Annotated in this window: 15 protein-coding genes; 11 read left to right on the top strand and 4 right to left on the bottom strand. The window is 72.5% G+C overall.

Annotated elements, in window-relative coordinates; genetic code table 11:
- The first annotated feature begins 85 nt into the window (after positions 1–85).
- The gene (locus ACWCSU_RS30805; RefSeq protein ID WP_449939691.1) at positions 86–1,078 is read left to right on the top strand and encodes a methyltransferase; all 993 of its coding nucleotides are present in this window, start codon (positions 86–88) and stop codon (positions 1,076–1,078) included.
- Entirely contained in the window at positions 1,075–2,307 is a 1,233-nt protein-coding gene (locus tag ACWCSU_RS30800; protein WP_449939690.1) for a cytochrome P450, read from the top strand. The genes ACWCSU_RS30805 and ACWCSU_RS30800 overlap by 4 nt, the downstream gene beginning before the upstream one ends.
- A gap of 116 nt (positions 2,308–2,423) precedes the next feature.
- On the opposite strand, the gene ACWCSU_RS30795 is transcribed toward ACWCSU_RS30800, so the two are convergent.
- The gene (locus ACWCSU_RS30795) at positions 2,424–3,185 is read right to left on the bottom strand and encodes an SDR family NAD(P)-dependent oxidoreductase (RefSeq protein ID WP_449939688.1); all 762 of its coding nucleotides are present in this window, start codon (positions 3,183–3,185) and stop codon (positions 2,424–2,426) included.
- Positions 3,182–4,630 carry an MFS transporter gene (locus ACWCSU_RS30790; protein WP_449939686.1) on the bottom strand — a complete coding sequence of 483 codons (1,449 nt, stop codon included), beginning with the start codon at positions 4,628–4,630 and terminating at the stop codon, positions 3,182–3,184. The genes ACWCSU_RS30795 and ACWCSU_RS30790 overlap by 4 nt, the downstream gene beginning before the upstream one ends.
- An 84-nt stretch (positions 4,631–4,714) precedes the next feature.
- Between ACWCSU_RS30790 and ACWCSU_RS30785 the strand changes: the two genes are divergently transcribed.
- Entirely contained in the window at positions 4,715–5,545 is an 831-nt protein-coding gene (locus ACWCSU_RS30785) for a helix-turn-helix transcriptional regulator (protein ID WP_357696728.1), read from the top strand.
- A 290-nt stretch (positions 5,546–5,835) separates the two neighbouring features.
- Entirely contained in the window at positions 5,836–6,510 is a 675-nt protein-coding gene (locus ACWCSU_RS30780) for an alpha/beta hydrolase (protein WP_357696730.1), read from the top strand.
- Positions 6,511–6,517: 7 nt separating this feature from the next.
- On the opposite strand, the gene ACWCSU_RS30775 is transcribed toward ACWCSU_RS30780, so the two are convergent.
- Positions 6,518–7,441, bottom strand: a complete 924-nt coding sequence (locus ACWCSU_RS30775) for an SDR family NAD(P)-dependent oxidoreductase (RefSeq protein WP_449939683.1) — start codon at positions 7,439–7,441, stop codon at positions 6,518–6,520.
- 148 nt (positions 7,442–7,589) lie between these two features.
- Between ACWCSU_RS30775 and ACWCSU_RS30770 the strand changes: the two genes are divergently transcribed.
- A complete protein-coding gene (locus ACWCSU_RS30770; RefSeq protein WP_449939682.1) occupies positions 7,590–8,465 on the top strand; it encodes a helix-turn-helix transcriptional regulator in 876 nt (291 codons plus the stop codon).
- Positions 8,466–8,595: 130 nt separating this feature from the next.
- The gene (locus ACWCSU_RS30765) at positions 8,596–8,790 is read left to right on the top strand and encodes an alpha/beta fold hydrolase (protein WP_449939681.1); all 195 of its coding nucleotides are present in this window, start codon (positions 8,596–8,598) and stop codon (positions 8,788–8,790) included.
- Between the two features lie 36 nt (positions 8,791–8,826).
- Here ACWCSU_RS30765 and ACWCSU_RS30760 read toward each other — a convergent pair whose 3' ends face one another.
- Positions 8,827–9,969: a phosphatidylinositol-specific phospholipase C1-like protein gene (locus tag ACWCSU_RS30760; RefSeq protein ID WP_449939680.1), complete on the bottom strand. Its 1,143-nt coding sequence runs from the start codon at positions 9,967–9,969 to the stop codon at positions 8,827–8,829.
- A 235-nt stretch (positions 9,970–10,204) separates the two neighbouring features.
- On the opposite strand from ACWCSU_RS30760, the gene ACWCSU_RS30755 reads away from it, so the two are divergent.
- The 5 genes from ACWCSU_RS30755 to ACWCSU_RS30735 all read left to right on the top strand — a co-directional run bounded on the left by ACWCSU_RS30755 (position 10,205) and on the right by ACWCSU_RS30735 (position 13,866).
- Entirely contained in the window at positions 10,205–10,432 is a 228-nt protein-coding gene (locus ACWCSU_RS30755) for an RNA polymerase subunit sigma-70 (protein WP_449939679.1), read from the top strand.
- A complete protein-coding gene (locus ACWCSU_RS30750) occupies positions 10,429–10,911 on the top strand; it encodes a Clp protease N-terminal domain-containing protein (protein ID WP_449939678.1) in 483 nt (160 codons plus the stop codon). The genes ACWCSU_RS30755 and ACWCSU_RS30750 overlap by 4 nt, the downstream gene beginning before the upstream one ends.
- 110 nt (positions 10,912–11,021) lie before the next feature.
- Complete coding sequence (locus ACWCSU_RS30745; protein ID WP_449939677.1) at positions 11,022–11,915, top strand: ABC transporter ATP-binding protein; 894 nt, start codon at positions 11,022–11,024, stop codon at positions 11,913–11,915.
- Complete coding sequence (locus tag ACWCSU_RS30740; RefSeq protein WP_364087950.1) at positions 11,912–12,745, top strand: ABC transporter permease; 834 nt, start codon at positions 11,912–11,914, stop codon at positions 12,743–12,745. The genes ACWCSU_RS30745 and ACWCSU_RS30740 overlap by 4 nt, the downstream gene beginning before the upstream one ends.
- A gap of 5 nt (positions 12,746–12,750) precedes the next feature.
- Positions 12,751–13,866 (top strand): DUF418 domain-containing protein, encoded by a 1,116-nt coding sequence (locus ACWCSU_RS30735; RefSeq protein WP_449939676.1) that lies wholly within the window; start codon positions 12,751–12,753, stop codon positions 13,864–13,866.
- Positions 13,867–13,870: the final 4 nt, after the last annotated feature.

The raw sequence follows: 13,870 nt of genomic DNA, 5'->3' as shown, positions 1-13,870 counted from the left end.
CGCGATGTGCGCTGTTTCGCGGGCGCGGACGCGGGCGGCACTCTGGAAGGTGCCCCTGCGCGCGCCACGGTGTGACGATGGCCGCGTGACGGAGCATCGCCTGTGGGCGCTGGCCCACCTGGGAACCCCGATGGCCATCAGGGTGGCCGCGACGCTGAGGATCGCCGACCGGCTCGCCAAGGCGCCGGCCACCGGCGCCGAACTCGCCCCCGCCGTGGGCGCCGACCCCGGCACCCTGGAACGCCTCATGCGCTACCTGGCCGCCAGGGGAGTGCTCGGCAGGGACGACGACGGCAGGTACACGCTGACCGCGCTCGGCGAGGAGCTGCGCGACGACCACCCGGCCGGGATGCGCGCCATGCTGGACATCGAGAGCTGGGAAGGACGGGCCGAGCTGGCCTTCGCCCACCTGCTGCACAGCGTGCGCACCGGTGAGGCGGCCTTCCCCCGGCAGTTCGGCCGCTCCTTCTGGGAGGACCTGGCCGCCGACCCGGCCCGCGCCGCCGCGTTCGACGCGCGCATGGCCGCCGAGGTCCCCGGACGGGCCCCCGCCATCGTGGCCGGCTACGACTGGGGCAGCCTCGGCCACGTCGTGGACGTCGGCGGCGGCGACGGCTCTCTGCTCATCGCGCTGCTCACCACCCACCCCGGGCTGCGCGGCACGGTCGTCGACCAGCCCGCCACCGCCCGGGCCGCCGCCGCGGCGCTGGAGGCCGCCGGCCTGTCCGGCCGCGGCGACGCCGTCGGCGGCAGCTTCTTCGACCCGCTGCCCCCGGGCGCCGACGGCTACCTGCTGTCGTGGATCCTGCACGACTGGAGCGACGACGACGCCGCCGTCATCCTGGGCCGCTGCGCCGCGGCGGCCGGGCCGGACGGCTCCGTCTTCGTGGTGGAGGACTTCGGCCCCGACGGCGAGTCGCCGCGCACCGGCATGGACCTGCGCATGCTCGTCTACTACGGCGGCCGCGAGCGCGCCGTCGCCGACCTGCGGGCCCTGGCCGGGCGCTGCGGCCTGGAGGTCGCCTCGGTGCATCCGGCGGGCGCGCTGCGGATCGTCCGGCTGGTGGCCCGCCCGTGACCCCCGCCGAGATCGTCGCCGCCCTGGTCGCCCCCGAAGGCCGCCGTGACCCCTACCCCCTGTACGAGCTGCTGCGCGCCCACGGGCCGGTCGTGCCGGTACGCCCCGGCCTGACCGTCGCCGTCGGCTACGCCGAGATCAACCGCGCGCTGCGCGACAACCGGCTCCGCGTCCAGGACGCCGCCGGGTACGACCACATCTATCCCGACTGGCGCTCGCACTCCTCGCTGCGCGGCTACACCGACTCCATGCTGTACCGCAACCCGCCCGGCCACACGCAGACGCGCCGCCTGGTCAGCAGCGGCTTCACCCCCGCCCGCGTGGCCGGGATGCAGGAGTCGGTCGAGCGGATGGTCCACCGGCTGCTGGACCGGCTGGCCGACCTGGGCGCCGGCGGCACGCCCGTCGACTACGTCGCCGAGTTCGCCTCCCGGCTGCCGATCGCCGTCATCAGCGCGCTCATCGGCGTGCCCGAGGACGACCAGAAATGGTTCCGCCAGGTCGCCTCGGACCTGACGATCGCTCTGGAGGGCATCACCAACGTCTCCAGGCTGTCCATCGCCGACAAGGCCATGGACGAGCTGGCCGGCTACTTCGGCGACCTCATCGACGACCGCCGCCGCCACCCGGCCGACGACATGCTGACCGCCCTCGTACGGGCCCACGACGACGGCACCCGGCTCAGCCACGACGAGCTGGTCGGCAACCTGATGCTGCTGCTGACCGCCGGGTTCGAGACGACGAGCTTCCTGCTCGGGCACGGGCTGCGGCTGGCGTTCGAGCATCCGGGCCTGGCCGCGCGGCTGCGCGAGGAGCCGGAGTTCGCCGCCGCGTACGTGGAGGAGGTCCTGCGGTTCGAGGCGCCCGTCCAGGCGACCAGCCGGTGGGCCGAGGCCGCGACGGACATCTCGGGCATTCCCGTGCCCGGCGGGACGAAGGTCGTCCTCATGCTCGCCGCCGGCAACCGGGACCCGCGCCGCTTCCCCGACCCGGCGCGCTTCGACCCGGACCGGCCGGACGTCCAGCCGCTCAGCTTCGGCGCCGGGCCGCACTTCTGCCTGGGGGCGCCGCTGTCGCGCATGGAGGCCCGCATCGCGCTGCCGCTGCTCCTGCGGCGCTTCCCGGCCCTGTCCGCCGCCGAGCCCCCGGATCACCGCGACCGCTGGGTGGGCCGCGGCCTGCACCGCTTCCTCATCACCACCACCTCACCCGTTCCCGCGCGCCCGTGACGGGTGCGGCCTCGACGCTCAACCCCGGGCCTCGCGCAGTTCCCGCTCCAGTCCCGCAGCGGCGGAGGTCGTGACGCGTGTACCGGCCTCCTGCCCGGCGTGGCTGCCCGGCAGGATCAGTGGGCGCTCCAGCCGCCGTCCACCGGCAGGATCGCGCCCGTCAGGTAGGACGCGGCCGGGCCGGCCAGCAACAAGGCCGCGGAGGTGAGTTCGCCCGGCTCGGCCCAGCGTCGGAGGGGCACCTCATGGTGCAGGAACTGCCGCACCTGCGGGTCGTCGTCGGCGTTCGTGTTGAGCGGCGTGCGGAAGGGGCCGGGGGCGAGGGTGTTGACGTTGATCCCGTACGGGGCGAGCTCCACGGCCAGGCTGCGGGTGAGCTGGACGACCGCCCCCTTGCTCGCCGCGTAGGCGGACCGAGCGGCCGCGCCGACGAGCCCGAGGGCGCTGGCCAGGGTCACGATGCGGCCGTACCCCGCGGCCCGCATCGCCGGCACGACCGCCTGGCAGGCCAGGAAGGTGCCGACGACGTTCGTCTCCAGACAGCGTCGCAGGACGGACACGTCCAGGTCCGTGATCTCGCCGCGGGCCTGGACGCCGGCGCTGGTCACCAGCACGTCCAGGCGTCCGTGACGGGACAGGATCTCCGCCACGAGCCGCCGGGTGGCGTCCTCGTCGGTCACGTCGCAGGCCAGCCCCGACGCGGGGCGGCGGGTCGCCCGGGTGATTCCCGCGGCCGCCTCCTCACACGCCTCGCGGCGCCTGCCGGACACCACGACGTGGGCGCCGGCGCCGGACAGCGCCTGCGCGATGGCCAGCCCGAGGCCGGACGAGCCGCCGGTGACCAGGGCGACCTGACCGGCCAGGTGCGAGTCGTTCATGCGTACGTCCTCAGAGATCGGCGAACGGTGGTGCGGAGGAGGACGTACCCGACCAGGAGCGAGACCACCAGCAGCGCGGCCGCGTCCACGACGGCGGCCAGCCGGACACCGCTCAGCAGGGCCGCGGCCGGGGCCTGGCCCGCGGATCGGAGCGCGGACGCGCGGGTCACGCAGACGGCGCTGAGGATCGGGATGCCCACGGTGATGCCGATCTGCTGGGCGCTCGTCACCAACCCGGTCGCCAGCCCTTGAACCGTGTCGGGGAGCCCGGAGGTCACGGTGACGCCGTAGGAGACCACGGCCGACATGTGGCCCACGGAGGCCAGGCACACCACGGCCAGGACCGGCCAGGCACCCTCGGTCACGGTCATCGCGGCCGTGCAGACGCCCTGCAGGGCCAGCCCCGCCGCCAGCGTCCGCCCCGCGCCCAGCACGCGGATCACCCGGGAGGAGACCATGCCCGTCACGGCCAGGACGACGCCCTGACCGCCGAAGAACAGACCTGTCCACAAGGGGGACAGTCCCACGACCTCCTGCAGGTAGAGGGTCAGCAGGAAGATGAACGCGCTCATCATGGAGAAGGTGATCAGGCCGCCCAGGCTGCCGAAGGCGACCGTGGGCCGGCGCAACATCGTCAGCGGAACCAGCGGTTGCGCGGCCCGCGACTCGATGATCACGAACACGCCCAGCGACAGCACGGCCGCCGCCAGGGCCACCACCCTCGCCGCTCCTGTGGCCGACAGGGCGTAGATGAGGCAGACCAGCCCCGCGCTGACGGTGGCCGCGCCGGGCAGATCCAGCCGGGAGGATCGGGCGCCCCGGCTCTCGGTCAGCAGGCCGGGCGCCACCACGGCCAGGACGACGCCCGCGACGGCCAGTGACGCCATCGTCGACCGCCAGCCCAGCGTGTCGGTCATGGCGCCGCCGACCAGCATGCCGACAGTGAATCCGAGCGAGAGGACCGACCCGCTGACGCCGAGCGCCCGGTTGCGCCGCGGCCCCTCGGGGAAGGTCGTCGTCAGCAGCGACATGCCGGTGGGTACGACGGCGGCGGCCCCCAGCCCCTGCAGGGCACGCCCCGCGACGAACACTCCCGGACTCCACGCGAAGGTGGCCAGCACGGAGGCAGCGGTGAACAGCAGGACGCCGCCCAGGAAGAGCCTGCGCCGGCCGTGCAGGTCCGCCATGCGGCCGAACAGCAGCAGGCATCCCCCCGACGGCAGCGCGAAGGCGGTGACGGCCCACTGCAGGTCGGCCTGTTCCATCCCCAGCTCCCGGCCGAGATCAGGCAAGGCCACATTTAAGATCGAAAAATCCAGAGAAATGATGAATTGCGCGGCACACAGGATGGCAAGGATGAGTTTCGCACGTGTCGTGAACCGGGCGTCGTGCTCCCCGGAGGAGGTCCCGGCATCGGCGTCCCTCGGCAAGGGGTCGATCGTCATGGCGTCCACGCTCGGCCATGACGGGACGCCGTGGGGAGAGCGCGGTGACACTGGTGGTGGCACCACCAGCCGAGGCAGTGCGCGATGACGCCGGGAGAAGGACGTCGCCGGGACCTGCGTGACTTCCTGGTGAGCAGACGTGCCCGCATCAGCCCGGCCTCGGCCGGCCTCCCGGCCGGTGGGCGCCGGCGCACGCCCGGGCTGCGCCGTGAGGAGGTCGCGGTGCTGGCCGGGGTGAGCCCGGGTTGGTACCAGTGGCTGGAGCAGGGACGCGAGATCAACGTCTCCGCGCAGGTGCTGGACGCGGTGGCCCGGGTGCTGCGACTGGACGAGGTCGAACGGCGGCACCTGTACACGCTGGCCGGGCTCAATCCACCGCCGCCGACCGGGCACCCGCACGCCTACTGCGACGGCCTGCAACGACTGATCGAGGCCTGGGATCCCAAACCGGCGACCATGCTGGACGCCTCCTGGAACCACGTGGCCTGGAACGAGTCGGCCAGGCTCGCGCTGAACATGGCGCAGGCCGAGCGCAACTGCCTGGTGGGCTTCTTCCACGACCCGCGGTTCCGCCGCCGGGAGCGGGCCTGGCAGGACCTGGCGCCGACCGTGGTGGCGGCCTTCCGCGCCGCGGCGGCCGAGCAGCCCCCCGATCACGACATCCATGACGTGGCCGGGGCACTGGCCGCGACCAGCCCCGAATTCGCCCGGTTGTGGGCACGACAGGACGTACAGGCGGCCGGAATCTGGATCAACGAGGTCGACCATCCCGTCGTGGGCACGCTGACGTTCGAGAGCAGCCAGCTGAGACTGCCCGCCAGACCCGACCTGACCATGGTGCTGTACAACCCGCTTCCCCGCACCGACACGGCCGACAAGATCGCGTGGCTACGGTCCGCCACCGCGACCCTCTGACCGCCTCACCGCCCTGCCTGTAGAGAGGGTCGTGAACCGGAGCGCGTCTCTCGACGACGTTACGGCGAGATGTGCCCCCCGGCGGTGAGGCATGTCCAGAGCAGTCGCCGAACCGCGCCCACCCCATCGGGCTCGACCTCGGCGCGCGCACGTCGGAAAATACGGCCGTGGCCATCTGCGCCGGGCTGACCCACCTCCGCCGCGTCGCCGACGGCCGCACGTCGACCACAGCCGAAGGACACATCCACCTATGTCACCACCGATCACATAGGAGCCTAGGAGTCCCTTCCATGACCACCGTCATGCTGGTCCACGGCGCCTGGCACCGTCCGAGCACCTGGGCGAGGCTGGAGCCCGAACTGCACGCACTCGGATACGCCACGCGCACGCCCGCGCTTCCGAGCGCCGGTGAACGTCCCACCGCGGGCATGCACGACGACGCCGCCGTACTGGCCGGGGAACTGGCCGCGGTCGAAGGCCCGATCGTGCTGCTCGCCCACTCCTACGGGGGAATCCCGGCGACCGAGGCCGCCACCGGGGCGGGCAACGTCGAGCGGCTGATCTACCTCACCGCGTACATGCCGGACCGGGGACAGTCGTTGTACACCCTCCACGGCCTGCCGGACACCGACGACACGAGCGGCCTGTTCCCCCTCGTCGACCAGCCGCGCACCTCGCTCTACGGCGACCTTCCGGACGCCGAGGCCGAGCAGGCGATGAGCCGCCTGGTCAACCAGACCAGGCGGTCCTTCACGGAGAAGGCCGACACGGCCGCCTGGCACGACATCCCCTCCACCTACATCATCGCCGAGCGGGACCAGGCTCTCCCGCCCGCCCTGCAAGAGCGGATGGCGGCCCGAGCCGCCGAGATCCGCAGGCTGTCCACCGGCCACTCCCCGTTCCTGTCCCAGCCGGACCGTCTGGCCGCCCTCGTCGACGACATCGTGCGGTCCGCGGCCGGCTGAACCCAGCTCAACGCGGCGCGACCGCGGTCAACCGTTCGACGGCCTTCCAGAGGTCGGCTTCGCGCTGCGGGTCGTAGGACTCGTCCGAGGAGCGGCCCACACGGTTGCGGTCGACGTAGGAACCGGTCGGCGCCCGGAGCGTGCCGAGGACGACGTCGGCGAGGTGGCGTCCGGCGGCGCCGGGGCTCGTGGCGAAGGGGGTGAGGATCATCAGGGGCATGACGCGCCGCATCGCGAACCGGGAGAAGGGATCGGCGTCGCGGGCCAGGCCGGTGCCGGGGACGAACCCCGGGTTGTAGGCCACGACGTCGATCCCGGACGGCAGGCGGCGCGCGTACTCGTGAACCAGGTAGATCGCGGCCAGCTTGCTCGTCGAGTACGCGGTGCGCCCACCGGCCGCGGTGTGCGGCTCGGCGAAGGCGCCCGTACGGGCGAGAGCGTCCGGGGACTTCCAGACCGGCCCCGGCACCATGCCCAGGTTGTGCCTGAGGTCGCCGAAGTGGGTGTCACTTGACGTGATCACGATCCGGGCAGGGGTGGCGAAACGCTCCTGGAGCAGGCGTACGAACAGATGGTTGGCGAGCACGTTGACGGTGAAGGTGGACTCCAGCCCCTCCGGTCCCTCGGTCAGCGCGTTGCTGTGCTGAATGCCGGCGTTCCCCACGAAGCCGCGCAGGGGCGGCAGGTCACCGCGGTCGAGCCGGTCGCGGATCTCGACGGCGGCCGCCCGGACGCTGTCCAGCGAGCCGAGGTCCGCCTGGACGTGCGAGACCGGGCGTCCGCCCGAGGAGAGCTCCGCGGCGAGCCGCGCGCCGGAGGCCGGGCGGGCGACGACGACGAGATGCGTCTCCGGCGACCGGCGCAGGATGTGCCGGGCGGCGACGCGGCCGATTCCGCGGCTCGCGCCCGTCATCACCAGGGTGTGCTTCATGCCGGGTTCCTTCGCTGTCGCACCGGTGGCGCCCGCTCCGGGCGCAGGTCCACGGTCGTCCCAAGCGCCGCCGCCGGCCAGTGCACCGTCCGTCACTAGGACCGGCAGTACCCAGGCTCAGCCGTCGCCGTGCCGCGAGAATGGGTCCATGGCTGCCTCCCGCTCCGATTTCGCCGCGCTCCTGCGCGCCTGGCGTGACCGCCTCTCCCCGGCCGACGCCGGCTTCACGGCGACCGGCGGCCGTCGCGCGCCGGGACTGCGCCGCGAGGAGCTGGCCCAGTTGGCGGGGCTGTCCGTCGACTACGTTCTGCGCCTGGAGCAGGCCCGCGCCAAGAACCCCTCGGCGCAGGTCGTCGGCGCTCTCGCGCGCGCCCTTCAGCTCGCCCGCGCCGAGCGCGACCGGCTCTACCGCAGCGCCGGGCTCCTGCCGCCGCAGGACGGGACCGTCGACACCCACGTGCCCCCAGGCATCCAGCGGCTCGTCTCGCGCCTCGGCGACGTCCCGATCGGCGTGTTCACCGCGGACTGGACCCTGGTGTGGTGGAACACCATGTGGAGCGCCCTGCACGGCGACCCCGCCGCCCTCCCTGCCGCCGAGCGCAACCTCGCCCGCGCGCTTTTCGGCGACGGCGCCGCGAGCGCCCTGATGCTCCCCGTCCGGTCCGAACGCGGACCGGACGCGTTCGCCGCCTCGATCGTCGCCGACCTCAAGGACGCCGTCTCCCGCTATCCCACCGACGCCCGGCTCGATCGTCTCGTACGAGAACTCCGCGAGACGTCCGGCGCCTTCGCCCATCACTGGGCCGCGCGGACGACCGCCGCCCCGCACACGACCGACGCGAAGACCATCCGGCACCCTCAGGTCGGCGACATCCTGCTCGACTGCGACGTCCTCATCGTTCCCGGCGCCGACCTGCGCCTGGTCACCTACACGGCGGCGTCCGGAAGCGCCGAGGACGGAAAGCTCGACCTTCTCCGCGTCACGGGAGGCAGCGTCGCCACTGTCGCCGCCACGCATCACTGACCGGTTTTCGTTACTCGACCTCGGTGTCCTCGGGGACGCTCCTGGCAGTGCGGCGAGGGTCGGCGGAGCAGCGCCGAGGCCACCCGGTCGCCGATCGCCTCCGGTTCCGGGAGCACTCCGCAGCTGTCGCGTGCCCGCCCTCATCGTCGTCGGTGGTGATGACGAGTTCACCCCGATCGGTGACGCCCGGCTCATGCACGAGATCATCCGGGGCTCCGAGCCCGCCGTCATCGACGACACCGCACACCTGCCCGACCTCGAACGACCGGCCGAGTTGAACGAGGCGCTGAGCAGGTTCCTCGGCTCGATCCCGCAGAAGCGATGACCCCATGACGGCGTCGATCACCGCCCGCCCTGCGGGTCACCTGGTCCTGATCCGCTCCAGGGAGTCGTCCCGGCAGCCGGCGGGCGCGCTCACCGGGTTGCAGCGGACCGGCGCCCCGCTCGGCAGCTCGGCCGTGTAGTCGCTGCCGTGCCTGGCCGACAGGCCGATCGCCGGGAAGTCGGTGCTGACCATCTGCGCGCCGCTGTCGAGTGCCGCCTTCAACCGGCCGGTGCTGCCCGACCTGGCCTCGGTGAACGGCACGTCGGACCGGGTCCGCACGTAGTAGCCCTTGCGTACGAGGTCCTGGATCTGCGCGGTGTTGGCGCCCTCCGGCTCGTTCCAGCCGACGAAGGCGGCGTCAGGCCGGCCGGGCCGGGAGTTCGTGAACAGCACCCGCCCTTCCAGGCTCGGCCGGCCCGCCAGGTAAGGCTCCTGGATGGCGCTCGCCTGGTTGTCCATGAAGAACATGACCTTGCCACGGGACGCCTTCAGCTCCGGCCAGCCGTACTTGAGCACCGACTGTTCGAGGGTGAGCCCCGGCCTGCGGACGTCGTCGGGGGTGATGAGCCGGTCGGCGGGGAAGACCGAGCGGATCTCGGAGTCCAGGGCGTCCATGAGCGCCGGGTCCCAGGCCGGGCTCCTGGCTCCGCCCATGGCCTCCTTGGCCGGGTCGGTGCTCTTGAACTCGGTCAGGATCGTCAGTGGAACGTGGCCGGGGTTCTTGTCGGACCACTCGCGTACCTGACGCAGGCAGGTGAGGAGTGCGGAGCAGTTGGTGCCGTAGTCGTGGTCGGCCCAGTGCAGCACCTTGAAGCCGGGCAGGGCGAGGGCGGGGTCGTCGAGCGCGGGCAGGCCGGCGTCGCGGCGCACCAGCGGGTTGCTGTAGAGGCCACCCCGAGGGTCGGGGAAGACGTCCAGCTCGATGCCGCGCACGTGCTGGGCGCCGAACTGGTTGGGCAGCGCGGTGTGCGAGTACTGCAGGTTCCACCAGTTGGCGTCGGTCCTGCGCTGCACGTCCTTCTCGGCGTCGGTCAGCTCGCGGTGGTAACTGTTGTGGGTCGCGATGGTCTGGACGTGGTTGATCCGCAGGGTGCCGTGGCCGTTGGTGGCGGCGTCGGCAGCGGGGACGGCCGCGAGCGCGGTGACGGCGGTGGCGGCGATGAGGGCGAGACGGCGCATGGGATCCGACACTCCAAGGCGGCGGTGAACAGGTGATCAATAAATGTCCCAACGTGTCGGGAAAAATGCGCGAACGTCAAAGATCGGCTCACCCATGCGGCACACGGTCGCAGACGCCACTGACAACCCGGCGTGGGATCACCCCCGCTGCTTCCACGACGGCGCTCACCTGGGCATCGAGATGCTAAGCAACCCAAGTTGACTGACCCCGAAGTAGTCAACTAAGGTTGCTTGCATGCCGTCGGAAACCACACCCCAGGACCCTGCCGACGCGCTCGCGGCGGTCGCGGCGCTGCGGCGCCTGGCCGACCACCTCGAGGACGCCGCCGTGGAGCAGGCCATGCGCGCCGGGTGGAGCTGGCCGGAGGTCGCCGAGGCGCTCGACGTCACCCGGCAGGCGGTCCACAAGAAGCACGCCAAGCGGCTCATCGCCGCCGGCGTGACGCTGAGGAGACGACAGTGAGCACGATCGACCACTACATCAACGACATCGTCCTGCGGGGAGCGGCCGAGGCGCGGGAGGAAGGCTCTGCCGCCACCGAGGCCCACCACCTCCTGCTGGCCATCGCCGCCGTCGAGGGCACCGCCGCGCACCGCGTGCTGACGGCGGCGGGGTTCGGGCGGCAGGCCGTCAGGGACGCGCTGCACCGGGAGTTCGAGCACAGCCTCGAAGCGGTCGGGGTGTCCCTCGCCTCCCATGACCTCCCGAAGCCCTTCCGCGACCCCAAGGATCAACCGAAGCCCGGCGCCTCCGCCCGGCTCGCGCTCGAACGCGGTTTTGCCGCCGCCAAAGGCAAGAAGGACCTGCGTCCCGCGCACCTGCTGCTCGGCGTCCTGAGTGCCGACGCCGGCATCGTTCCCCGTGCGCTCGCGCTGGCGGGCGTCGACCGGGCCGGACTGATGGATCGCGTCAAGGAGACGCTCACGCGCGAAAGCTGGTGACCAGCACCCCTGCCCCCGCGCACCGGCCCCGGTTCGGGCCGCGATGCGCCATGCCCTCGCGCCGGGCTTCGCCGGCACGAGGGCATCCGATCACGAGAAGAGGTCATCTCATGACGAAGAGCAACGGTGTCGTGCTCGACGTCGACGGGCTGCGCATGCGCTACGGCCCGCTCGACGTCCTGCACGACGTCACGTTCCAGGCCCGCCACGGCGAGGTTCTGGCCCTGCTCGGGCCGAACGGCGCGGGCAAGACCACCACGATCGAGATCCTGGAGGGTTTCCGCGCCCGGTCGCAGGGCCGGGTCTCGGTACTCGGCGCCGATCCCGCGCACGGCGACGAGCTGTGGCGGGCCAGGCTCGGGATCGTGCTGCAGTCCTGGCGCGACCACGGCAAATGGCGGGTACGCGAGTTCCTCGCCCACCTCGGCACCTACTACGCCCCCTACGCCGCCCCCGGGATCCCGCGGCCCTGGGACCCTGACGAGCTGATCGAGAGGGTCGGTCTGACCGAGCACGCCGGCAAGAAGCTGAAGACGCTGTCGGGCGGCCAGCGGCGCAGGCTCGACGTGGCGGTCGGCCTCGTCGGGCGCCCCGAGATGTTGTTCCTCGACGAGCCGACCACCGGCTTCGACCCGCAGGCCAGGTCCGACTTCCACGATCTCGTGCGCGACCTGGCCGAAGCCCGCGAGACCACCGTCCTGCTCACCACCCACGACCTGGACGAGGCCGAGAAGCTGGCCGACCGCATCCTCGTGCTGAACGGCGGCCGGATCGTCGCCGACGGCACCTCCGCCGAGCTGGCACGGCGGATCGCCGGCGAGGACGAGGTGCGCTGGACGCGCGACGGGCGGCGGTACGTCGAAAGGACGCCCGACTCGACCACGTTCGCCCGCGAGCTGTTCGCCCGCCACGGCGACGACGTCCAGGAACTGGAGGTCCACCGGGCCTCGCTGGAGCAGACGTACCTGGCGCTGGTGCGCGAGGCCGAGAGGGAGGCCCGATGAACGCGACCGTCCTGCGCGCGGGCTGGTCCCGGGGCCTGATCGAGCTGCGGCAGTCGTTCACCAACGGCGCCGAGCTGTTCTCCCACTTCCTGTGGCCCGCCCTGATGGTGGGCACGCTGTTCTTCATCCGGGACCTGCCGGTCGGCACGCTCATGCTCGGCGCCCTGGCCTTGCCCGGCATCCTCGGCATGAACGCCGCGACCGGCGTGATCGGCATGAGCCAGCAGCTCACCGCCGACCGCGAGGACGGCACGCTGCTGCGCGCCAAGGCGACCCCGCACGGGATGCCCGCCTACCTGATGGGCAAGCTGATCTCGGTGTCCGGCGGCCTGCTGGCCGACCTGGTGATCTTCCTCGTGCCGGCCGCGCTCCTCGTCGAGGGCCTGCGGATCGGCCCGGGCTCCTGGCCCGGCCTGGCCTGGGTGCTGGCGCTCGGACTGGTCGCGACCCTGCCCATCGGCGCGGTCCTGGGCTCGGTGTTCACCACCGCACGCGCCCAGGGGCTGGTCCAGCTGCCGTTCCTCGCCCTGATCGGCATCTCCGGCATCTTCTACCCGATCACCGCACTGCCCGAGTGGCTGCAGTGGCTCGCCCAGATCTTCCCCGTCTACTGGATGGGACTCGGCATGCGCTCGGCCCTGCTGCCGGACTCGGCGCTCGCCGTCGAGATCGGCGAGTCCTGGCGGCACCTGGAGACCGCCGGAGTGCTGGGCGCCTGGGCGGTGCTCGGCCTGCTCGTGGCGCCGATCGTGCTGCGGCGGATGGCACGCGGGGAGTCCGGCTCGACGGTGGCGGCACGCCGTGAGCGTGCCCTGCGGCGGGTCGGGTGAGCGCCGTGACCGTCACGACGGTGACCGGCCGATCCCTGGCGCCGGACCTGGCCCGGGGCGTGATGTTGCTGGCGATCGCGGTGGCGCACGCGCCGGTGTTCGTCACGGGCACGTCCTTCGGGGTGCTCGACGGCGTGGCCGCGTTCCTCGATCATCTGCTCGCCCACAACCAGGCCCGGCCGATGTTCGTGGTGATGTTCGGCTACGCGCTGGGCCAGTTCGCGTACCGGCATCAGGTGAAGGGCGGGGACTGGGACTCGCTCAAGAAGCTCCTGCGGCGCCGGAGCCGATGGCTGATCGTCATCGGCTTCGTGCACGGAGTGCTCGTGCCGCTGGACATCATCGCGGTGTACGGGCTGACGTTGCTGATGCTCGTCCCGCTCGTACGGGCCCGGGACTCGGTGTTGTGCTGGACGGCCGCCCTGGCCCTCCTCCCGGCGGTGCTCGTGACCTCCGGACCGGTCCTGCTGGCCCTGTCCGGCGCCCTGGACGTCGCCGGGGCAGGGATCATGCCGGCCGACCTCGGCTCCCATCTGCTGTCCGGCCTCCAGATGTGGCCGGTGAAGACGGTCCTGGGCACGATCGACATCGTGCCGGGCATGATGCTGGGCATCTGGGCGGCTCGCCGCCGCCTCCTGGACGACCCCGAGCGGCACCGGCCCCTGCTGCGCCGCGTCACCGTGATCTGCCTCGGCGTCGCACTCGCCGGCCGGCTCCCGGGAGCCCTGCTGCTGTCCGGCGTGTGGACGCCCCCCGCGCCGTGGGCAGCCGTCCTCGCGCACACCCTCACCGGCTATGCCGGCGGCATCGGCCTGGCCGCCCTCATGGGGCTCATCGCGACACGCCCCCGCCTCGGCCCCCTCACCGCCGCACTCGCCGCCCTCGGCCGGCGCTCGCTGACCTTCTACCTGTTCCAGTCAGCGGTGTTCCTCGCCCTGTTCTACCCGTTCACGCTGGGCCTGTCCGACGACCTGGGCTTCGCCGCCGCCTTCGGAACCGCCCTCGCGGTCGGCGCCGTCTCGATCGTCCTCGCGACCTGGCTGGACCGCACAGGCCACCGAGGCCCGATGGAGGTCCTCCTACGGCGCCTGACCTACGGCCACCGCAACACAACGGCCTAGTGCA

This window comes from Nonomuraea sp. NPDC001699 (assembly GCF_053596455.1).
The sequence above is the reverse complement of the archived record's forward strand: the minus strand, read 5'-3'. Positions and strand labels throughout refer to the sequence as shown.